At 64.3% G+C, this 20612-nt stretch carries 17 protein-coding genes; 6 read left to right on the top strand and 11 right to left on the bottom strand.

Going from position 1 to position 20612, the window contains the following annotated elements; all coding sequences use genetic code 11:
• Window positions 1–17 precede the first annotated feature (17 nt).
• Window positions 18–1223, bottom strand: a complete 1206-nt coding sequence (locus J2Z17_RS22920; protein ID WP_209948734.1) for an MFS transporter — start codon at window positions 1221–1223, stop codon at window positions 18–20.
• 115 nt (window positions 1224–1338) lie between these two features.
• Between J2Z17_RS22920 and J2Z17_RS22915 the strand changes: the two genes are divergently transcribed.
• Entirely contained in the window at window positions 1339–2310 is a 972-nt protein-coding gene (locus J2Z17_RS22915; RefSeq protein WP_417715072.1) for an AraC family transcriptional regulator, read from the top strand.
• Window positions 2311–2341: 31 nt separating this feature from the next.
• Here J2Z17_RS22915 and J2Z17_RS22910 read toward each other — a convergent pair whose 3' ends face one another.
• Together J2Z17_RS22910 and J2Z17_RS22905 are read right to left on the bottom strand one after the other, a co-directional pair.
• A complete protein-coding gene (locus J2Z17_RS22910; protein ID WP_209948730.1) occupies window positions 2342–3064 on the bottom strand; it encodes an anti-sigma factor in 723 nt (240 codons plus the stop codon).
• Complete coding sequence (locus J2Z17_RS22905) at window positions 3061–3612, bottom strand: sigma-70 family RNA polymerase sigma factor (protein ID WP_209948727.1); 552 nt, start codon at window positions 3610–3612, stop codon at window positions 3061–3063. The genes J2Z17_RS22910 and J2Z17_RS22905 overlap by 4 nt, the downstream gene beginning before the upstream one ends.
• A 339-nt stretch (window positions 3613–3951) precedes the next feature.
• Between J2Z17_RS22905 and J2Z17_RS22900 the strand changes: the two genes are divergently transcribed.
• Window positions 3952–4731, top strand: a complete 780-nt coding sequence (locus tag J2Z17_RS22900; protein WP_209948725.1) for a DUF4394 domain-containing protein — start codon at window positions 3952–3954, stop codon at window positions 4729–4731.
• 175 nt (window positions 4732–4906) lie between these two features.
• Here J2Z17_RS22900 and J2Z17_RS22895 read toward each other — a convergent pair whose 3' ends face one another.
• Together J2Z17_RS22895 and J2Z17_RS22890 are read right to left on the bottom strand one after the other, a co-directional pair.
• The gene (locus tag J2Z17_RS22895; protein WP_209948723.1) at window positions 4907–7150 is read right to left on the bottom strand and encodes a methyl-accepting chemotaxis protein; all 2244 of its coding nucleotides are present in this window, start codon (window positions 7148–7150) and stop codon (window positions 4907–4909) included.
• Between the two features lie 255 nt (window positions 7151–7405).
• Window positions 7406–8245 (bottom strand): helix-turn-helix domain-containing protein, encoded by an 840-nt coding sequence (locus tag J2Z17_RS22890; protein ID WP_209948721.1) that lies wholly within the window; start codon window positions 8243–8245, stop codon window positions 7406–7408.
• Between the two features lie 135 nt (window positions 8246–8380).
• Between J2Z17_RS22890 and J2Z17_RS22885 the strand changes: the two genes are divergently transcribed.
• Together J2Z17_RS22885 and J2Z17_RS22880 are read left to right on the top strand one after the other, a co-directional pair.
• Window positions 8381–8593, top strand: a complete 213-nt coding sequence (locus tag J2Z17_RS22885; protein ID WP_209948719.1) for a DUF2061 domain-containing protein — start codon at window positions 8381–8383, stop codon at window positions 8591–8593.
• Window positions 8594–8719: 126 nt separating this feature from the next.
• Window positions 8720–10504, top strand: a complete 1785-nt coding sequence (locus tag J2Z17_RS22880; protein WP_209948717.1) for a methyl-accepting chemotaxis protein — start codon at window positions 8720–8722, stop codon at window positions 10502–10504.
• Between the two features lie 105 nt (window positions 10505–10609).
• Here J2Z17_RS22880 and J2Z17_RS22875 read toward each other — a convergent pair whose 3' ends face one another.
• Window positions 10610–11041, bottom strand: a complete 432-nt coding sequence (locus J2Z17_RS22875; protein WP_209948715.1) for an OsmC family protein — start codon at window positions 11039–11041, stop codon at window positions 10610–10612.
• A gap of 186 nt (window positions 11042–11227) precedes the next feature.
• On the opposite strand from J2Z17_RS22875, the gene J2Z17_RS22870 reads away from it, so the two are divergent.
• Together J2Z17_RS22870 and J2Z17_RS22865 are read left to right on the top strand one after the other, a co-directional pair.
• On the top strand, window positions 11228–13096 hold the full coding sequence (locus J2Z17_RS22870; protein WP_209948713.1) for a methyl-accepting chemotaxis protein: 1869 nt from the start codon (window positions 11228–11230) through the stop codon (window positions 13094–13096).
• Window positions 13097–14217: 1121 nt separating this feature from the next.
• Window positions 14218–14589, top strand: coding sequence for a hypothetical protein (locus J2Z17_RS22865; protein WP_209948711.1), 372 nt, complete (start codon window positions 14218–14220; stop codon window positions 14587–14589).
• Window positions 14590–14633: 44 nt separating this feature from the next.
• Here J2Z17_RS22865 and J2Z17_RS22860 read toward each other — a convergent pair whose 3' ends face one another.
• The 5 genes from J2Z17_RS22860 to bglA all read right to left on the bottom strand — a co-directional run bounded on the left by J2Z17_RS22860 (window position 14634) and on the right by bglA (window position 20579).
• Complete coding sequence (locus J2Z17_RS22860) at window positions 14634–15968, bottom strand: DUF2778 domain-containing protein (protein ID WP_209948709.1); 1335 nt, start codon at window positions 15966–15968, stop codon at window positions 14634–14636.
• Window positions 15969–16349: 381 nt separating this feature from the next.
• Window positions 16350–17054, bottom strand: coding sequence for an SDR family oxidoreductase (locus J2Z17_RS22855; RefSeq protein WP_209948707.1), 705 nt, complete (start codon window positions 17052–17054; stop codon window positions 16350–16352).
• A gap of 229 nt (window positions 17055–17283) precedes the next feature.
• Window positions 17284–17688, bottom strand: a complete 405-nt coding sequence (locus J2Z17_RS22850) for a hypothetical protein (protein ID WP_209948705.1) — start codon at window positions 17686–17688, stop codon at window positions 17284–17286.
• A 129-nt stretch (window positions 17689–17817) separates the two neighbouring features.
• Window positions 17818–18906: an ABC transporter ATP-binding protein gene (locus J2Z17_RS22845; protein WP_209948703.1), complete on the bottom strand. Its 1089-nt coding sequence runs from the start codon at window positions 18904–18906 to the stop codon at window positions 17818–17820.
• Window positions 18907–18923: 17 nt separating this feature from the next.
• Window positions 18924–20579 (bottom strand): beta-galactosidase BglA, encoded by a 1656-nt coding sequence (bglA, locus tag J2Z17_RS22840; RefSeq protein ID WP_209948701.1) that lies wholly within the window; start codon window positions 20577–20579, stop codon window positions 18924–18926.
• Window positions 20580–20612 lie beyond the last annotated feature (33 nt).

Genomic DNA, 20612 nt, shown 5'->3' with positions numbered 1-20612 from the left:
TTGTCAGCCGGCGTTGCTTACGCTGCTGCCGGCACCGACGGGCGCAGACGCACGCCGACGAGGATCGAGAAGGCCGCGGCGATCAGCACCAGCCCGGCCGTCGTCATCGTGCCGAAGCCGCCGGAGATGTCGAAGATCGCCCCGCCGAGGCCGGCCCCGAGCGCGATGGCAAGGTTGATGGCGGCGACGAACAGGCCGCCGGCGCTTTCGGCCTGGTCGGGCACGGTGCGGGCGATCCAGCTCGACCAGGCCACCGGGACGCCGCCGAAGAACAGGCCCCACAGCACCACCGCAACGATATCCGACAGCGGGTTGGCGCCGGAGCTCGCCAGCGTCAGGGCGAGCGTCCCCATGACCAGCGGGGCGGCGACGAGCGTCAGGCGCAGGCTCTTCTCGACCATCCGGCCGGCCAGCAGGGTGCCGACGAAGTTGGCCACACCGAAGCCGAGCAGGATGGTGGAGATCGAGCCGATCTCAAAGCCGCTGCCGGTTTCCAGATAGGCGCGCAGATAGGTGAAGAAGACGAAATGCCCGCCGAACACCAGCAGCACGGCCAGCATGCCGAGCCCGATACCGGGCCGCATCAGCACCTCCGCCATGGTCCCGAGCTTCGTCGCGCTGGTCGGACGCATCGAGGGCAAGGTTCGCCACTGAACGAAAAAGGTGATGACGCCCAAGGCGGCGGCCATCAGGAAGACAGTGCGCCAGCCGGCAAGTTCGCCGAGATAGCTGCCGATGGGCGCGGCCAGCACGGTTGCGGCCGACACGCCGCTCATCAGGATCGACAGCGCCCGCGGGATCAGCGCCTCCGGCACCAGCCGCATGGTGACGGCGGTCGCCATGGTCCAGAAGCCGCCGAGCGCCATGCCGAGCAGCACGCGGCCAAGCAACAGGGCCGGAAGGCCCGGCGCGAAGGCGACCAGCAGGTTGGAGGCGACCAGAAGCACGGAGAAGAACATCAGCAGCTTGCGGCGGTCGGCGCCGCGCGCGGCGGCCGTGATCAGCAGGCTGGTGACGAAGCCGAGAAGCGCCGTTGTCGTCACCGCCTGGCCCGCGGCGCCCTCGCTGATCGACAGGTCTGCGGCGATCGGAGTCAGAAGGCTTGCCGGCAGGAATTCGGCGGTCACCAGGCCGAAGACACCGAGCGTCATCGCGTAGACGGCGCTCCAGGCGGGCTTTTGCCCTCCGGCCATTCGGCCGGTCTGTTCGCTGGGAGAAGTCATGTTTTCAAGGTCCTTGCGGATGGGAGGAAAGGATGGCCTCAAGCTAGGCTGGACTCACCGGACGATCCATGCCAAAAACTCCGGCATGATTGATCATTCGTCCGGAACTGTACGCATGGCAACCAATTCTCTCGATCCAGACATGGTCAGCGAACTGCTGCTTGGCATGCGGCTCGTCGGCATCGACTATCGGCGCATCGAATTGTCGCCGCCCTTTGCCGTCTCCTTCGGCGAGGGTGACCCGCGCGCCAAATTCGTCTTCGTCGCGCGTGGCAGGATCGCGCTGCGCTCGCCCGGCGGCGAGGAACACGAGATGGCGGCGGGCGATGCCGCGCTGCTGCCGCGCGGCGGCCTCCATCGGATCGCCTCCGATCCGAAGCTGGACCGCGCCTGCCGCGACCTCGGCACCTATGACAAGGCCGAACTTTGCCCGATGGTGAGCGAGATCCGCGACTGCGACGAGGCGACCTGCCCGGCAGAAGCGCGCACCGTGCTGTTTTCCGCCTGCATGGATTTCGAGCTCGGCAGCATGCACCCGCTGATCGCACTGATGCCCGCCGTCATGCGGGTCGGCACGCTGGTCGACCGCTATCCGGAGATCCTGCCGATGCTGGAGGCGATGGAGCGCGAGGCGAAAAGCGCGCGCGCCGGCTATGCCGGCATCCTGTCACGGCTGGCCGACGTGGTCGCCGCCTGCATCGTGCGCGGCTGGGTCGAATGCGGCTGCGGCGATGCGACCGGCTGGATCGCCGCGTTGCGCGATCCCAAGCTCGGCCGGGTGCTGGTGGCGCTCCATCGCGATCCGGGCCGCAACTGGACGGTTGCCGAACTCGCCAGCACCATGGGGGCCTCGCGCTCGGTGTTTGCCGAACGCTTCCTCGAGGTGACCGGGGTCACACCGGTGCGCTACCTGACGGAAATGCGCATGCGGCTGGCGGTCGACTGGATTGCCCGCGACCGGATGCCGATCGAAACGGCGGCGCTGAAGCTCGGCTATGCCAGCCAAGCGGCCTTCAGCCGCGCCTTCAAGCGGGTCACCGGCCATCCGCCGGGACGGGCGACCGGCCAGGCCGCCCGGGTGGCGTGACGACAGCTTGGACAGCGACGGACCGGCCCGGTCAAATTCTCGGCGCGCGGGCAAACCCCTTGCCGAGAACAGGGCCTGTCGGCCGTCCCGTCGGTGATCCGCCTGCCGGTTCGATGGTAATCTCGTAGAGCTGCTCCTCATGCGGCGCGGGCAGGTCACGATCGCCGACCGTCACGCTGCGCCAGCCCTCCAGCACGCCCAGGGACACAGGCCCTGTCGTCTTCGAGGGCAGGGTCCACACCTGCAGAGTCCGATTGTCCGGCACAGCATAGTCGACCAGTGGGGTCAGCCGGGCATCGGCATCGCCGAAATCCTCGACCATCACGATCGGCTGGCCGGCCGCGTTCATCAGCACGGCGATGACCTTGGGCACCGGCGGATGAAGGCTGAGATAGGCAAGTCCGGCGACGAGCACGGCGGATGCCGCGACAGCGGACGCCGTCATGCGCCGCCAGAACACCAGCCGGTTGTCGTTGTCCGGGACAGGACCCGCGGTTGCCGCCCTGCCTTGCCCCTCGCCCCGCGAGCCGCCCCCGTCGATCGTCCTGGCGATACGCTCCCACAGGTCCGGCGAGATCTCGCCTTCCCGCCCGGCCAGATCGAGTTCCACGAAACGGTCTCGGCCAACCCCGACCGCGGCCTGCAGGGACAGGTCCGTTTCCAGGTCGGCCTCGATGCGGGCGATCTCGTCGTCGTCCATCAGCCCCAGAACATAGGCGTCGGCCCGTTCGGCCTCGGTCTCGAACCGGCTCATGCCATGCACTCCCGCAATGTCAGCAAGGAACGGCGGATCCAGGCCTTGGCGGTGCCGAGCGGCAATTTCAGCCGTCCGGCGATCTCGCCATGGCTGTAGCCGGAGACATAGGCCATCAGGATGGTCCTGCGGCGTGCCGCATCCAGCCGGTCGAGACAGGCCCGCAGCCGGCTTGCCTGGTCGAGATCGTTATAGATATCGGAAAACAGGCCGTCCTGCGCCTCGTCCTGCAGGCGCTCCAGGCTGTCGGCGTCGACCGCCTCTTCCCGGCGTCCGTCACGGATGGCGTTCAAGGCGCGGCTGCGCACCACGGCATAGAGCCAGCCGCGCGCCGAGCCGCGGGCCGGATCATACTGTCCCGCCTTGCGCCAGATCTGCAGAAAAGCCTCCTGGACGATTTCCTCCGCCAGATCGTGCCGACGCAGGATCCGTTCGGCGATCGTCACCATGCGCCTGGCTTCGGCTTCGTAAATCGCCTTCAACCCCTGACGGTCCCCCTTGGCGCAGGCACTCAACGCCTGTGCAAGCGCGGTCTGCGCATCTCCCATAAAACCTCCCCCGGATTCCATGGACTGAACGTACCGGGGTGCGGTGCGAATACAAGCCGCCGGTCGTAGCCTCGCCGTCTGTGCGTCGTCCATTTCGATCAAACCCCTGTGAACCCATATCTGCCAAGACACCGGGGACGGCCGTTTGGATGCGCCGGCACGATGCTTCTTCTCGATTTCCGCCTGGTGCCGCCTGCTCCGGTCGGCTGCTCGCCTGCCCCGCTCTGCCTGCGCAAAAATAATTCTGCAGGTTCTGCATCCAGAAGCCCTCCTGGCGTGTCCACCAGTCAGGCGCCATCATTCCGATGCTGCCGTGACCAGAATTCGGGAGAGATACCAATGTACACGTTCAGCCTCGCTTGCCTGACGGCCACCCTCGCCGCCTCCTCGGCGCTCGCAGCCCCGGCCCTTGGCCTTGTCGGCGACAGAACACTGGTAATGTTCGATACAGACAGCCCCGGCACCACCAGCACGGTGGAAATTTCCGGCGTCGAAACCCTTGTCGGCCTCGACTTCAGGCCTGCCACCAAGACCATCGTCGGCGTGACCTCCGACCACAGCATCGTCACCATTGACCCGGAAAGCGGCGCGGCAACCCAGGTGGCGAAAATGGACACGCCGCTCGACATCGGCGATGCCCCCGTGATCGTCAATTTCAACCCCGCGGCCGACCGCATCCGTTACATGAGCGGCGTGACGAACCATCGCGTGCATCCCGATACGGGCGCGGTGACGGTCGATGGCAGCCTCGCCTTCGAGGAAATGGACATGCACAAGGGCGAGACGCCCAATACCGTTGCTGCGGCCTACACCAATTCGACGGGCAAGCCCGAGAAGACGGCGATGTATAATATCGACGCCACCATCGGTGCCCTGATCCAGCAGACCAAGCCCAATGACGGCACGTTGAAAGCAATCGGAAAGCTCGGCATCGAAGGCAAGCCGGCATCCTACGCCTTCGACATCCAGGCAACCGGCGACAGCGGCAATGTCGCATGGCTGGTGGCGGACAACGGTCTCTACACGGTCGATCTCTCGACCGGCAAGGCGACAAGCGCCGGCATGATCGGCGGACTGGATGCGCCGATGAAGTCGATCACGGTGATGCCGGCCCTGTAAAGAGGGCCACGCGCCAATCGCGGCGACAACATGCTGACCGGAAAGGCAGAACATTGTCGCCACGGAGACGCGGCGCCTGACGGAAACGCCCCGCGGACCTTGCGATCCGCGGGGCGAATGCCGTTTCGTCGCGCTTCTGCGGCCCGGCCGCAAGGCTGCGGGGATAGCCGCCCGCTCAGGCGGCGTGGCGATCGGCGCGCTGGAGTGTCGTGCGCGCGCCCGACCCGTCGAGATCGAACCGGGCCAGCAATTGCGAAAGCCGGTTGCTCTCGTCGGCCAGGCCGACGCCTGCGGCATTCATCTCCTCGACCATGGCGGCGTTCTGCTGGGTCGCCTGGTCCATGTGATTGACGGCCGTGTTGATCTCGGCAAGACCACTCGACTGCTCCTTGGCAGCCGTTGCAATCGCCTCCATGTGCTGGTTGATCGACCCCACCAGTTCAGCGATCTCCTTGAGGCCGGCGCCGGTGTCGTTGACCAGCGTCACGCCCTGCGTGACGGCCGCCTCCGAATTGCTGATCAGCGCCTTGATTTCCTTCGCCGCATTGGCCGAGCGCTGGGCCAGTTCGCGCACTTCCTGGGCCACGACCGCGAACCCCTTGCCGGCGTCGCCGGCACGCGCCGCCTCGACGCCGGCATTGAGCGCCAGCAGATTGGTCTGGAAGGCAATGTCGTCGATGACGCCGATAATGCTGGAAATCTGGCTCGATGCCACCTCGATCTGGTTCATTGCCGCAACGGCATTGGTCACCACGGTACTGGAATTGCCGGCGCGCTGGCTGGCATCGCGGACCATTTCGCGTGCTTCGCTGGCGCGCTCCGAGGTCTGCCGGACATTGGTCGTGACCTCCTCCAGGGCGGCCGCAGTCTCCTCCAGCGAGGCGGCCTGCTGTTCGGTGCGCTTGGAAAGCTCTTCCGAGGCACCCGAGATTTCGCCGCTGCCGGTGCGAACGCTGAGCGCGGTCTGGTTCACGCCCTCAAGGGCCGTGCGCAGCTGGCGGACGGAATCGTTGAAGTTGTGGCGCAGCTGCTCGAACTGCTCGCTGAAGGCGTCATGGATCTCGCAGGCCATGTTGCCCGCGGCCAGCGCCTTGAGGCCGGACGCCAGTCCCGAGGTCGCCTGGGTGAGACGCTCCTCCGCCTCGCGCTCCGCCTTCTGCTGGAAGCTGATGCGCTCCTGCTCGGCAGCCTTGCGCTGCGTTTCGGCCTGCGCCTCGAGCTGCAGATTGTGCTCCGCCGCGGTCTTGAAGACCTCGACGGCGCGGGCCATTTCGCCGATCTCGTCCCGTCGGCCGGCGCCGGTGACGATGACGGAAAGATCGCCATCGGCCAGTTTCCGCATGACATCGGTCAGCTGTCCGATCGGGTTGGTGACCCGGAAGATGACCGTGAGAATGCCGGCGACCGAAAGGGCAAGGGTCAGGGCCAGCGCGATGGCACCCAGGAGGATGGCGCCGGCAGACGCCGACAGCTTCCCGGCGGTGATGGCATTCATCTGGGTCAGCGCGGCCATGGCGATGTCGGCAAGCGACTGCTGGGCCGGGCCGGCGGGCTTGCGCCACAGATCGACATCCATGCCCAGCGCCTTGCCATCGGCAAAGGCCTTGAGCGCGGCAGCCTTCTGGTCCGCATAGGCACCGCCAAAGAAGGTCGTCTCGGCGGTCTTGTAGGCGCGGGTCACCTCGTCAGGCGTGGAGGGGCTGAGGACGATCTGGCCGATCTGGGCCCAGGCAAAGGCGACCTTACCATCCTGGACGGCCAGTTCGGTCTGCTTGGCAGCGCTCGGCGGCGCGTTGGCGATCAGCGAACCGACCAGCGTGGAATTCGCGGCACCGCCATTGGCGCGCATCGACCAGCCGAGCGCCCGCAACTGGGTGAACATCATCATCTTCGGATCGCGGTCGATGATCACTGCCTCGACGGCATTGGAGGCCTGCTCGAGATCCACCAGCATCTGGTCGGCAAGACCCAGCACCTGCTTGACGAGGGCCGCATCGCGATCGGCCAGCGGCTGCTTGAGAAGCCCGTCGACCTGCTGGCGCAGGGACATCCACTGGGCATATTCGCCCATGACCTTGCCGACGGCGCTGTTGATCTCGGCCACCCTGACATCCTCCAGCAGGCTCTTCACCTCGGCAAATGCCGGGTCGACCGACTGGCGGCCATCCTGGAGATTGGCAAGGGTGGACTGCATGTCCGCAGGCTCGAGTTTCGCGGCGGAGGACAGGGCGCCGCGCTCGCCGCGCAGACCGAGCAGCGCGTCGAACAGCCGTCCGTCGAGCCGCGACAGCTTGGACAGGGCTGCATTGTTTCGGTAGACCGAAACCTCCTGCAGCAGCGACCGGCCGACAAGGCCGATGACGGCAATACTCAGAATGGCAAAGGCCAGGATCAGGGTCTGCTTGATGGAAATTTTCATGACGTGCTCCGGACGGTCACCGCTGACCGGGGGGAGGAGATCCGGTCGTCAAGCGGCTGACTTTCGCACATCCTTATATGAACATATAAAAATTGACTTAAAAAACGCCGCACACTTATGGTTTGCGCAATTACCCAGCCGCGGGCTGAAAAGCCTGGCTTTGCGGATATCTGGCGGCCGCAATATTTCTGAAGGTGCAAGCCGGGTATCGAGGATGGACATCGCCGGTCAGGCTCGACGTCCCTGCGCCTTTGCTCAGATCAGCGATCGGATATACGCAGCCGTGTGTCTGGCATCCGTGTCGCAGTCGCGCACCAGCTGGTCGAAATGATCGGTCAGTGCGCGGATCTGCTGGCTTTCGCGAAACACCATGTAATAGCGCCCGATATAGACGGCGGCGAGCAGCGGGCCGAAAATCGTCACCGGTGCCGAAAACACCGTCTTCGTGTCGAACAGATAGAGCCGCAGCGACGGATACCGGTCCCTGCAGATCGCCGCCATGTGTTCGAGCTGCTCGACCCTTGCGGCCTTGTCCAGGCCCCGCCAATAGCCCTCCCCGCGGGCCAGCGATTCCAGCAATTCGCGCGAGGCGCACATCTCGTAGTCGGATCCCGGCAGGTTCAGCCAGTCGCTGCGGAGCCTGGCCGTCATCATCGCCTGTTGCGGGGTCTTGTCGCGGAATGCGGCATATTCGAATTGCAGCACTGCGTCGGTCTTCAGGATATCCGGCAGGGTTGCAGGCACGTGGCGGATCTTGTAGCCGGCCGCCTCCCGGTGCCAGTCGTCGATCTGCTGGTCGGCAAAGGTGCGGTCGGCTTCGGTGATCCTGAGCGAGCTTTCCAGCAGGTCTGCCGCCGTCTGCCGGCGCGCCGACAGTCCCAGCAGCCAATCCGCACTGACCCGCAGCGCGTCGGCGCATTCGGCGGCGAGCTGCGCATTCGGCAGGCGCGCCTCGCCCCCCTCCTCCAGCAATTGCGCGATCGTCGAGCGATCGACGCCGGCGGTCCTGGCAAGTGCGCTGCGGCTGACGCCGGCGTCGCGCATGGCCTCATCCAGGCGGGTGCGGAACAGCTCGGCTCGGTCTCTCTTGTCCATGTCGACATTATTCGACCATTGACGATAAAAATCAACACTCGCGCTATATTGTCGTGAATGTTCAGAATTCCCGCGACACGACCGCCGCTGATAGAGAGGCATCTGCGACCGATCAACAAGGAGCAGGCAAACCCCATGGAGTCCACAGGACGCACCATTCTCAAGGCCATCACCTGGCAGACCCTCGGCATCACCATCATGACGGCGCTTGGCTATCTGCAGACGGGTTCGCTGACGGGGGCACTCTGGATTGCCGTCTCGGCCTCGGCCAGCGGCTTCCTTTTGTTTTTCGTCCATGAAAAAATATGGAATGCCGTCCGCTGGGGTCGTTACCGGACGGCTGAATAACCCCTTTCTTTCTGGGGGTTTGCTCAGAAATGGTCGTTTTGGATCAAAACACTAACCATACTCCCCTTTTAATCCTAAATTAGGAAGGTGAAGTTAGATTGCGTGCATCCGAATGGAGATATTTCGATGCCGCTTTCTTCCCTCCTCGCCAGCGATTCCGCTGCAGTCCTGCAGGCGTTCAGCCGTTCGCAAGCCATCATCTCGTTCAAGCCCGACGGCACGATCCTCGACGCCAACGACAATTTCTGCAAGGCCGTCGGCTACCGTCGCGAAGAGATCGTCGGCAAGCATCATCGTATCTTCGTCGATCCCAAGGAAGCGGCAGGCCCTGAATACCGGGCCTTCTGGCAGCGCCTCGGCCGCGGCGAATTCGACCAGCGCCAGTACAAGCGCTTCACCAAATCCGGTGAGCAGATCTGGATCGAAGCCTCCTATAATCCCGTCATGCGCGGCAGCAAGGTGGTCAAGATCGTCAAGATCGCCACCGACATCACGGCTGCCAAGCGCGACGACATCGACAGCCGCGGCAAGCTGAGCGCCCTGTCGCGCGCCCAGGCGGTGATCGAATTCCTGCCCGACGGCCGGATCCTCACCGCCAACAAGAATTTCCTCGACACGCTCGGCTATACGCTGGAGGAAATCGTCGGCAAGCATCACGCGATGTTCTGCGACAAGGACTATGCCGCATCCAACGACTATGCGCAGTTCTGGCCGCGGCTTGCCAAGGGCGAGTTCTTCAGCGACGAGTTCAAGCGCATCGGCAAGGAAGGCCAGTCCGTCTTCATCCAGGCGACCTACAACCCGATCCTCGACGAGGACGGCAAGGTGATCAAGGTGGTCAAGTTCGCCAGCGACGTCACCGGCCGGGTCAAGGCGCTGCAGGAAGTCGGTGCCGGCCTCGAACGTCTGGCGGATTGCAATATCCGCTTCACCATCGACGACCCCTTCGTTCCGGAATTCGACCATCTGCGCCACGATTTCAACCAGTCGCTCGCCAAGTTCCAGGAGACGCTGGAACAGGTGCTGGTCGAGACCGTGACGCTGTCCACCAAGAGCGGCGAGATGACCGAAAGCGCCGGCGGCATCGCCCATCGCTCCGAACAGCAAGCTGCGGCGCTGGAACAGACTTCGGCAGCCCTCGAGGAAATCACCGTCACGGTGCGGGAATCGAGCGGCCGCACGGCCGACGCCCGCAAGCTGGTGCTCGATGCCCGCACGGCCGCCTCGCAGTCGGTCAGCGTGGTCAATTCGACCGTCGACGCCATGGGCCGGATCGAATCGGCCTCCAAGGAAATCGCCAACATCATCGGCGTGATCGACGAGATTGCCTTCCAGACCAACCTTCTGGCGCTGAATGCCGGCGTCGAGGCAGCCCGCGCCGGCGACGCCGGCAAGGGCTTTGCGGTCGTCGCCCAGGAAGTGCGCGAACTGGCCCAGCGCTCGGCCAAGGCCGCCAAGGAAATCTCCGGCCTGATCGCCAATTCCTCCAGCGAGGTGAAGGAAGGCGTGCGCCTGGTCGGCGAGACCGGCAACTCGCTGAAGCGCATCGAGGAATTCGTCAAGTCGATCGACATCAATGTCGAGGCGATCGCCACGGCCTCGGCGGAACAGGCGACCAGCCTCAACGAGATCAATTCGGCGGTCAACGCGCTCGATCAGATGACCCAGGAAAATGCCGGCATGGTCTCGGGCATGAGCGCCATTGCCGAAACCCTGGCAGGCGGTGCGGCCGAACTGGAACAGCTGGTCCGGCGCTTCAAGCTCAACCGGCGCAAATGGAAGCGCGAGCCGGGCTCGGAGGCCGCCCTGCGCGGGCCGGAAAACCGCGGCTATGGCAAGAACAGCATCTATCTGCCGCGCACCGGGGTCAATGCACCGCCCGAAGCCGCGGCTACCAGAGCAGTCGCCTAAGGCCCGCCGCGGCCACACCGACAGACAGACAGAACAAAGGCGGGGACCTCAAGCAGGTCCCCGCCTTTTTTGATGATCCGGAAAGGCCATGCTTCAGCCTCAGCCTCAGCCGAAGGTGACGTCCAGCGTCATCGGCACCGCCGACAGTGCCTTCGACACCGGGCAGCCGCTCTTGGTTTCCTCGGCAAGCTTCTTGAAGGTCGCCTCGTCGAGGCCGGGCACGACGCCCTTCAGGCTCAGCGCGATGCCGGTGATCTCGAACCCGCCGCCCTTCTGCTCCAGCGACACGGTCGCCTTGGTCTCGATGCTCTCGGCCTTCTGGCCATTGTCTTCCAGCGCCTTCGACAGCGCCATCGAGAAGCAGGCGGCGTGGGCCGCACCGATCAGCTCTTCCGGATTGGTGCCGACCGCCCCGTCGAACCGGGTGTTGAAGCCATAGGGCTGCGCCTTCAATGCGCCGCTCTCGGTCGAGATCTTGCCCTTGCCGTCCTTCAGACCGCCGTTCCATTCCGCCGAGCCGTATTTCTTGATGGCCATGGTGTTTTCTCCTGTTGCGATTGTGGTTGAAGATCACAGGCAGAACCCGCTCGCCCGCGGGTCGGTTCCCTCCCGATCGCCGTCCCGGGTCGGCACGACAGACTATCGGATCTCGGATCTTTCGCGTTATGCGTTCATTAGTTATTCCGCATTAAAACGAACGGGTCACTCTTTCGGAGGAAATCCATGAGCTTTCTCACTCCCGGCGGATCCGATGCGCTTGCCGTTCTGGATGCCATCAGCCGCTCGCAGGCCGTCATCGAGTTCAATCTCGACGGCACGATCCTTCGGGCCAACGAGAACTTCTGCAAGGCGCTCGGCTACGGACCGGAGGAGATCGTCGGCAAGCATCACCGGATCTTCGTGTCGCCCGAGGAAGCGGCGTCACCCGCTTACCGGGCATTCTGGCAAAAGCTCGGCAAGGGCGAATACGACCAGGGGCAGTACAAGCGCTTCACCAAATCGGGCGACCCGATCTGGGTCGAGGCCACCTACAACCCGGTGTTTCGCCGCGGCAAGCCCTACAAGGTCGTCAAGTTCGCGACCGACATCACCGCAGAGAAGGAAGCCGCGCTCGACAGCAGCGGCAAGCTGGACGCCCTGTCGCGTGCCCAGGCGGTAATCGAGTTCAAGCCGGATGGCACGATCCTGACGGCCAATGCCAATTTCCTCGACACCCTCGGCTACACGCTCGACGAGCTCGCCGGCAAGCATCACCGGATCTTCTGCCAGAGGGACTATGCCGAAAGCCCGGAATACAAGACCTTCTGGCACGACCTGGCCACCGGCGAGTTCAAGAGCGACGAGTTCCTGCGGCTGCGCAAGGACGGCGCGCAGGTCTTTATCCAGGCGACCTATAATCCGATCCTCAACGAGGACGGCAAGGTGGTGAAGGTGGTCAAGTTCGCCACCGATGTCACCGGCCGGGTCAATGCGCTGAAGGAGATCGCCGCCGGCCTCGAACGGCTGGCCGAGAGCAATATCCGCATCACCATCGACGAAAAATTCATCCCGACCTTCGATCACCTGCGCCAGCATTTCAACACCTCGATCGGCCGCTTCCAGGAGACCCTGGTCGAGGTCATGACCGAGACCAGCCTTGTCTCCAAGCGCAGCGACGAGATGCGCGACAGCGCCAACGAGCTCGCCCATCGCTCGGAACAGCAGGCAGCCGCGCTCGAAGAGGCATCCGCCGCGCTCGAACAGATCACCGTCACCGTGCGCGAATCCAGCGGGCGGACCGAGGAGACCCGCACCGTCGCCCGCGAGGCGCGCGCCGCCGCCACCGAATCGGGCAAGGTCGTCGCAGAGGCGGTCAGCGCCATGCAGCGGATCGACGGCGCCTCCAACGAGATCGCCAACATCATCGGCGTGATCGACGAGATCGCCTTCCAGACCAATCTTCTGGCGCTGAACGCCGGTGTCGAGGCTGCCCGCGCCGGGGACGCCGGCAAGGGTTTTGCCGTCGTCGCCCAGGAAGTGCGCGAACTCGCCCAGCGCTCGGCCAATGCCGCCAAGGAGATCAAGCAGCTGATCCAGAACTCCACCAATGAGGTGAAGGACGGTGTGCGGCTGGTCGGCGAGACCGGCACCGCCCTCGGCCGCATCGGCAGTTTCGTCGAAACGATCGACGTCAATATCGAAGCGATCGCCACCGCATCGGCCGAACAGAGCCGCAGCCTCATCGAGATCAATTCGGCGATCAACTCGCTCGACCAGGTCACCCAGAAAAATGCCAGCATGGTCACGACCACCGCCTCCATCAGCGATGCGCTGTCGACGGGCGCTGCCAAGCTCGAGGAACTGGTCAAGCGTTTCCGGCTCAACCGTCGCAAGGTAATCCGCGAACCGGATTCGCCCGCCGCCGACCCCAGCCACGCCGCCAACCGCGGCCGACCGGAGGTCGCCAAAGCACCGGTGCACCCATCCGCCCCGACCCTGCGTCCCGCCGCAGCTCCTCCGGCCCTCCCCGATGCGGCAAGCCACCCCCGCGGCAGATCTATCGCCTCCGTCGGCAATACCGCGCTGAAGCAGGACCAGTGGGAAGAGTTCTGAGCCGGGACGCCGCCGGCGTCCTGCCGTCCTCCCCCATCCGGCATCCACATCCCCGGCCCTGACCGGCGGTCGCCCCGGGAATACGCCGAGCCCCACGCCCATCCCGCCGACGCGCTCCCTCCCTCTTTTGGGGAGGGCTGGGGCGGGGTCTTTGCTGCGGCACGCGCCCGACATCTCCTCGCCCTGCGCCCGCTGAACCCAATACCCCTCCCCGTCGCTGCGCTCCGACCCTCCCCACAAGGGGGAGGGTCACGTCGCACAAGCCGCGGGGCCATGCCACAGGCGCCGACGACGGGGAAAATCAAAACCGAAAAATCTCGGTGACAGCGATTTTTCCTCGCTCTCATCTCGCTGCCCGGATCGTCTCACCGCCAGCAGGAAAAGAGCCACGCCGCGCTGGTTCGCTGTCAGCGCAAGCGATGGCGTTTAACGCTGGTAATCCCGCAAAAACCAAGCGTTAGCCGGTGGGCTGTCTCTGGCGCATTTGCCGGCGGTCTCACCGCCCGCCACACTTTCCTCCTCCCCGCACGCAGCCAAAACCTGCCTCCCGAGCCTCGCATCAACCGCACCCCACCAACCCAGCCCCCACAAAAAACCCGCCCCGTTTTCCCCGCCCCATCGCCCCGTGCCACACTCAACCCGTCCCGCCCTCGGATACACCGGTGAACGTCGCCGGCGAGGCGGGGCCGGTGCCTTGGGGGCGTGGTCGATGACGTGGACCGCGATGCCAGGGGCCGCGTGTTGACGGATCTCCCTCTCGCCTGACTGCAGGCGGGGCGTGCCTGTGGGGCACACATGACATGACCGGTGACTGTCGGGGTTTCCCGGCTTTCGCGGTGCCGGACCTGACACGTCCCAAGGGGGTAGCGCCCCGATGAGCACCGTCCCTGGAAAAGGCACCGGATCCGCGCAGAGGGATCGCACAGCACCGGCACAAGAACACCGAACGGGGCGCCTGCGGGTGTCTTATTTAATTACTTAACGCGGCAGCCGAAGGCGCCCCGTCCGTCTCTCATATCGGAGAGACACCGAAAATGCGCATGCCACGGTGCCGAGCGGCGCGCGTGAACGCAGCCGCCTGGCCAATTGAAAATCCCGGGAGCTGGAAAGGAGATGCCCGCATGACCGAAGACCCCACACCCGACGTGAGCGAGGTCGAGCGCAGGCTTTGCCGCTATCATGAATGGCGGGCCCGGCTGGCCGCCGTTCACGAGGGGGAAGTCTCGACCTGCCGCATCCGCAAATGCCGCCGGGATGGCAGTTGCACCGGCCCGATGGTACCAAGCCCGCATCTGGAGATGGCCGCCAAGGCGCGCGCGCTGGTCGGCATCAAGAGCGACCTGCGCGCGCGCCTGCCGATTTGCGTCGCGGCAGAACGGGGTCAGCCGGACCGCGAATACGCCCTGATCCTCGCCGCAATCGACGAGGCTCTGGGCATGTCGGCCTGCAACGACCACTTCGAGCGCAAACTGAAAGGCCGGCCATGGACGTGATGTCCAGGACCGGCCTTTGGTCTCTTCCTGCGCGCCTGGCGGCCTCAGAGCATCGCCAGATAGCTCGGCAGCTTGTTGATGCTCGGCACGACGATGATCTTCGTCACCTCGCCGCGCTTGAAGGCGTTGAGGAATTTCGGATAGTTCGCGAAGGCGATGCAGCCGGAGGAATCGCCCGGGATCCGGCGCAGATAGGAATGCGTCAGAATGCCGTTGCGGCCGTGCATCGGGCTGGTACCGACCGGCAGCATGCGGATCGCCTCGACGCCGTGGAACAGCGATTCACGCATGCGCAGCTTGTAGACGTTCGGCGGCGTCGGGCCGGTGTTCTTGATATGGCTGTATCGCGGATTGTCCTTCATCCCGGCGCGGCCGGAATGGGCTTCGAGCTTCTCGCCATTGGGCATGTAGACCACTTTCGACGAGATGTCGTAGACGGCGATCCGGCTGCCACGGCCGGGCAAAGTCGTCTTCTTGCCGAACAGCGAACCGAACAGCGACGGCCGCTTCTCGTCTTCCTCGACCACCGGGCTGTCGGGCTTCAGCGGCGCGACATTGGACGGCAGCGCGGTCGACGGGATCAGCGTCTTCGGCGGCATGACCGTGGCAAGCTCGGGCTTGTCCATCGGCAGCGGAATGTCGTCGTCGTCCGGCAGAAGGCCGGCTTCGGCCTCGGCGTCCACGCCGTCGTCGGTGCCCTCGCCCATGATCGAGCCGAAGCGCTCCTGCGCCTCGTCCGTCATCACCTGCTGGGCGCCGGCGGACGGCGCATAGGCAAGCATCTGGGAGGTGGGAACCGTATCGTCACTCTCGGCGTTATCCCTGTCCATGGCGTCTGCCAGCATCTGCTGCGACAGCGTCTTGTTGGATCTGCCAAGTTCCGCCACCAGAGCAAGGCGCGCGGCGCGCTCCTGTGCGGCATCTTTAAGGGCTTCCTGCAGGAGAGCCACATTGGCGTGGTCCGCAAGCACGCTTCGTCGCGCCGGTCGGGTCGACTTGTCCACCGACGACAGCCGCATGTCGCCCGGCAGGACGGCAATGGCCGGATCGTCGGTTGCTATGACGGCGGCCATCATGCGGGCGGCCGCTTCTTCGCGGTCATCGGCACGGATAATGCGGCGCGGGGCCTTGCGATCGTCGCGGGCAAGGGACGGGGCACCGCCCAGGCTCATCGCCAGACTGGCGCCCTGATCACCGGCAAGTGTTCCGGGCTTGGCGCCCAGACTGAACATCGCCGTGACGGTGAGGCCCAGCACCAGGCAGGCCGCGATGCCGCCGCCGACAACCGTCGTGCTCTTGGGCAGGCCGCTTTTTCCGCGCACGGAAACGGACCGGCCGGCAGCACCTGCGCTGCGGCTGACTACTTTCGAGGACGCCATACTAACCTCGTATCCTTACAATCCCATTCCAGCCCTCGCCAGCGGTCGCCCGCCGGGTCGAAAAGCCGATCCGATACTTCATGAAGCCATTGTCCCCATCGACCGGACACGTAAACAATGAAGGAACTTGGTAACCAAGTTCTTTACGAGTCGGGATATATTTTAGGAAGAACAAATGGGCGAGGATGTGGCAGAACAGCGGCAAGGCCGCTATGCACTTGCCGCAAGGCTTTAAAAAGTCTTTACAGACGCGTTCGCCACCGCTGTTTGGCGGCGACGCTACAAAGACAGCAACCTCTTGAAATTCACCTGTAAAACACTTAGCCCAAACTCTGGCGGCGGAAATGCCCGTCCAGGGAAGGCAGGCCGCGCCGCGCCCGCTCAGACGCCGCGCATCAACCCGCCGTCCACCTTCAGGTTCTGTCCGGTGATATAGCCGGCCCCATGCGAACAGAGAAAAGCGATGGTCGCGGCGATCTCCTGCGAGGTTCCGTAGCGGCCCATGGGCACCTGGTCGCGACGTTCGCCCAGCTCCGGCAGGCTGTCGATCCAGCCGGGCAGCACATTGTTCATCCGCACATTGTCGCCGGCATGGGCGTCGGCAAACAGCTTGGTATAGGCGGCAAGCCCGGCCCGGAAGACGGCCGAGGTCGGAAACATCGCTGCCGGCTCGAAAGCCCAGGCCGTCGAGATATTGACGATCGAGCCCTGCTTCTGGCCGATCATGATCGGGGCGATCAGCCGCGTCGGCCTGACGACGTTCAGCAGATAGACGTCCATGCCCTTGTGCCAGTCCTCGTCGGTGATCTCCAGGACCGGCGCGCGGGGGCCATGGCCGGCGCTATTGACGAGCACATCGATCCGGCCGAAGCGATCCATGGTCCGGTCGACCAGCCGTTTCAGGTCGTCGTTCGACTGGTTGGAACCGGTGACGCCGATGCCGCCGAGTTCGCCTGCCAGCACCTCGCCCTTGCCGGAGGAGGACAGGATCGCGACCGTGAAGCCATCGGCGGCGAGGCGTCGGGCAGCGGCCGCCCCCATGCCGCTTCCGCCTGCGGTGATAACGGCAACCTTGGTGTCGGACATCTTGCTCTCCTCACATGCTGGATCGAGATCGGATCATGCGACGGGCGGCCCCGATATTTCAATCGGAAAAGGCGAAGCCGGCGCCACCCCCCGGTGCGCCGGCTTCTATACAGTGCCGCAAGGCCGTTTCCGGCCCCCCATCGGCACTGCAATGCACAAGATCCCAGGGAGCGCCGCTGGTATCCTTCAAGATGCGGGTCCTGGGTCAGGACGGGTTTGACTGTTGACGCTACCAGGTCCGGACGTCGAGAACCCGGTCGCGATGGGCAGGATGGGTCGAGAAGACGAAGATCCGGTCCAGTTCCTTCTGGGTTATCAGCCGCAGAAAGCGGATCTGGACGGTATTGTTGGCGAAGCTCTTGAGCACCACGCTGCCGATCTTGGCGATACGGGCGTCGGGAATGTCGAGATAGAATTGCTGCGGCAGGTTGAACTGCGTCAGGAGCGAGAGCATGGCACCACTGCGGGAAATGCCGATAACGTCGCAACGCCGCGCCGCCATATGGCTCATGCCCTTCTCGGTGAATTCGATACGCCCGGCATTCATCGTCTCTTCCATGCGGAACCGGTTTTCCCGATCATACATGAACGACTCTTCGCGCTTCAGGAAATGCCCCCCGCTCAGCCCCGACATCTGATGCTCAACCCTCCGTTCTATTTAGCACACAGCCTACCGCCTGAAATTTAACAGATGGTTCGATTGCGAGTGCTAAAGATCAGAATACCCCATTTTCACGGGGTAAATTAGGACCTCGCAAATCAGCTATCTCTGGTAGCTCTTCCCGTCCGCGTCGAAAAGGTGCAAACGGTCGATATCGGCGGCAAATTTCACCGTCTCGCCCTTCGTCACCTTGATGATCCCCGGCAGCTTCACCACGATCGGCTCGTCTTCCACCGGTCCCTTGACGTAAAGCATGGTGACTTCACCGAGTTGCTCGACGATCTCGACGACGCCTTCGAACAGCGACGCCTCGCCGGTCGCGATCGTCAGGTCCTCCGGGCGCACGCCGAAACTGGCGGATTTGCCGATCTCCTGCGGGTCGGTGGCAATATCCATCGTCACCGTGCTGCCGTCGGCAAGCTTCACCTGCGTCTTCCCGCCGGCCGCCTCGATCGTCACTGGCAGGATGTTCATCGCCGGCGAGCCGATGAAGCGGGCAACGAACAGGTTGGCGGGCCGCTCATAGAGTTCGAGCGGCGGGCCGACCTGCTCGATCCGGCCGGCCGACAGCACCACGATCCGGTCGGCCAGCGTCATCGCCTCGACCTGGTCATGGGTGACGTAGATCATCGTCGTGTCTGCCATCTGCTCGTTGAGCTTGGCGATCTCGATGCGGGTTGCGACGCGAAGGGCAGCGTCGAGGTTGGAGAGCGGCTCATCGAACAGGAAGACCTTGGGATCCCGGCAGATGGCGCGGCCGATCGCGACGCGCTGGCGCTGGCCGCCCGACAGGGCCTTGGGCAGACGGTCGAGATAGGGTTCGAGCTGCAGGATGGCGGCGGCGGAATTGACCCGGCGATCGATCTCTTCCTTGCTCTCGCCGGCAATACGCATGCCGAAGGCCATGTTGTCGTAGACGGTCATATGCGGGTAGAGCGCATAGGACTGGAAGACCATGGCGATGCCGCGCTTGGAGGGCGGCACGTCATTGACCTTCAGGTCGTCGATCCACATCTCGCCACCGGTGATATCCTCCAGCCCGGCGATCATCCGCAACAGCGTGGACTTGCCGCAGCCGGAGGGACCGACGAAGACGATGAATTCGCCCTGCTGGATCTCCAGGTCGATGCCATGGATGACCTTGACCTGGCCGTAGCTCTTGCGGATGTCTTTCAGTACGAGACCCGTCATCGACTTCCCTCCCTGTTTCAGGCCAGCCGCGCGAAATACGCGCCCCAGGCCGGAAGCTTCAGTTCATTGTTTTCAAAATGGCTGTCGAAACCGTGCCCGTCGAGCGCCTGCCAGTTGCCGTCCGGCAGAGCGATCGCGACATCGGCCTGCGACATGTTGAAGACGCAGAGTACCGTCTCGTTGCCGAGAATGCGCCGATAGAGGAGCGCCGAGCCCTGCACCGGTTCCGTCTCCATCGCGCCCTTGGCGAGCGCCGGATGTTCGCGCCGGAAGGCGAGGAAGCGGCGATACTGCTCGAGCACCGAATGCGCGTCGCCCTCCTGGGTGTCGACGGCCCGGATCACATGCTCGACCGGGATCGGCAGCCAGGTCTTTTCCGAGGTCGAGAAGCCGGCCTGCGCCGTGCGGCTGTCCCAGACCATCGGCGTGCGGCAACCATCGCGGCCCTTGAACTCCGGCCAGAACTCGATGCCATAGGGATCCTGCAGGTCCTCGAAGGCGATGTCGGCTTCCGTCAGGCCGAGTTCCTCGCCCTGGTAGATGCAGACCGAGCCGCGCTGGGTGAGCAGGATGGCGGCCAGCTGCTTGGCATGGGCGTCGCGATCGACGACGTCGAGCCCCCAGCGGCTGAGATGGCGCACCACATCATGGTTGGAAAAGGCCCAGCAGGCCCACCCCTCGGGGGCGGCCTGCGAAAACGCCTTCTGCGTCTCGATCACCCGTTCCGGCGTCAGCGCATCGGGAGCCAGAAACTCGAAGGCGTAGCACATCTGCATCTTGTCGCCGCCGGAGGTATATTCGCCGACGATCTCCAGGCCGCGCTGGCTGTCGCCCACTTCGCCGACCGCGGCAATCGCCGGAAATTCTTCCAGCACGGCACGGAAGCGCTTGAGGAATTCGAGATTTTCCGGCCGGTTCTTGTCGTAGATATGCTCCTGGAAATTATAGGGGTTCACCGCCGGTGCGGTGGCAGCATTGCGCCGCTCGGGCGCAAGCGCCGGATTGTCGCGCAGCTGCTGGTCGTGGAAATAGAAATTGATGGTGTCGAGGCGGAAGCCGTCGACGCCGCGCTTCAGCCAGAAGCGGACGACCTCCAGCAGCCGGTCCTGGACCTCGGGATTGTGCAGATTGAGGTCCGGCTGCGAGGTCAGGAAGTTGTGCAGGTAATACTGCATGCGGGTCGGGTCCCACTGCCAAGCCGAACCGCCGAAGATCGACAGCCAGTTGTTCGGCGGGGCGCCATCCGGCCTGGCGTCGGCCCAGACATACCAGTCGGCCTTGGCATTGTCCCGGCTGGAGCGGCTCTCGACGAACCAGTCATGCTGGCTGGAAGTGTGGGACATCACCAGGTCGATCATCACCTTGACGTTCAGCCGGTGCGCCTCGGCGATCATGCCGTCGAAATCCGACAGCGAACCGAACATCGGATCGACATCGCAGTAGTCGGAGACATCGTAGCCGAAATCCTTCATCGGCGACTTGAAGAACGGCGAGATCCAGATCGCGTCGGCACCGAGCGCCTGAATATGTGGAAGCCGGGCGCTGATGCCCTTCAGGTCGCCGATGCCGTCGCCGTTGGAGTCCTGATAGGACCGGGGGTAGATCTGGTAGATCACCGCACCGCGCCACCAGTCCTTGTCCACGACGCCGACGTTTTCAGACACTGCAGTCATATGATGTCATCCTGTTGATTGCTTTGGCATGCC

Origin of the sequence: Heterorhizobium halophytocola (assembly GCF_017873095.1) — a bacterium.
Lineage (GTDB): Bacteria > Pseudomonadota > Alphaproteobacteria > Rhizobiales > Rhizobiaceae > Allorhizobium > Allorhizobium halophytocola.
The sequence above is the reverse complement of the archived record's forward strand: the minus strand, read 5'-3'. Positions and strand labels throughout refer to the sequence as shown.

Bases quoted from the DNA above. Each gene is read 5' to 3' on its own strand.
- J2Z17_RS22920 (WP_209948734.1), bottom strand. From the start codon at position 1,223: ATGACTTCTCCCAGCGAACAGACCGGCCGAATGGCCGGAGGGCAAAAG.
- J2Z17_RS22915 (WP_417715072.1), top strand. From the start codon at position 1,339: ATGGCAACCAATTCTCTCGATCCAGACATGGTCAGCGAACTGCTGCTT.
- J2Z17_RS22910 (WP_209948730.1), bottom strand. From the start codon at position 3,064: ATGAGCCGGTTCGAGACCGAGGCCGAACGGGCCGACGCCTATGTTCTG.
- J2Z17_RS22905 (WP_209948727.1), bottom strand. From the start codon at position 3,612: ATGGGAGATGCGCAGACCGCGCTTGCACAGGCGTTGAGTGCCTGCGCC.
- J2Z17_RS22900 (WP_209948725.1), top strand. From the start codon at position 3,952: ATGTACACGTTCAGCCTCGCTTGCCTGACGGCCACCCTCGCCGCCTCC.
- J2Z17_RS22895 (WP_209948723.1), bottom strand. From the start codon at position 7,150: ATGAAAATTTCCATCAAGCAGACCCTGATCCTGGCCTTTGCCATTCTG.
- J2Z17_RS22890 (WP_209948721.1), bottom strand. From the start codon at position 8,245: ATGGACAAGAGAGACCGAGCCGAGCTGTTCCGCACCCGCCTGGATGAG.
- J2Z17_RS22885 (WP_209948719.1), top strand. From the start codon at position 8,381: ATGGAGTCCACAGGACGCACCATTCTCAAGGCCATCACCTGGCAGACC.
- J2Z17_RS22880 (WP_209948717.1), top strand. From the start codon at position 8,720: ATGCCGCTTTCTTCCCTCCTCGCCAGCGATTCCGCTGCAGTCCTGCAG.
- J2Z17_RS22875 (WP_209948715.1), bottom strand. From the start codon at position 11,041: ATGGCCATCAAGAAATACGGCTCGGCGGAATGGAACGGCGGTCTGAAG.
- J2Z17_RS22870 (WP_209948713.1), top strand. From the start codon at position 11,228: ATGAGCTTTCTCACTCCCGGCGGATCCGATGCGCTTGCCGTTCTGGAT.
- J2Z17_RS22865 (WP_209948711.1), top strand. From the start codon at position 14,218: ATGACCGAAGACCCCACACCCGACGTGAGCGAGGTCGAGCGCAGGCTT.
- J2Z17_RS22860 (WP_209948709.1), bottom strand. From the start codon at position 15,968: ATGGCGTCCTCGAAAGTAGTCAGCCGCAGCGCAGGTGCTGCCGGCCGG.
- J2Z17_RS22855 (WP_209948707.1), bottom strand. From the start codon at position 17,054: ATGTCCGACACCAAGGTTGCCGTTATCACCGCAGGCGGAAGCGGCATG.
- J2Z17_RS22850 (WP_209948705.1), bottom strand. From the start codon at position 17,688: ATGTCGGGGCTGAGCGGGGGGCATTTCCTGAAGCGCGAAGAGTCGTTC.
- J2Z17_RS22845 (WP_209948703.1), bottom strand. From the start codon at position 18,906: ATGACGGGTCTCGTACTGAAAGACATCCGCAAGAGCTACGGCCAGGTC.
- bglA (WP_209948701.1), bottom strand. From the start codon at position 20,579: ATGACTGCAGTGTCTGAAAACGTCGGCGTCGTGGACAAGGACTGGTGG.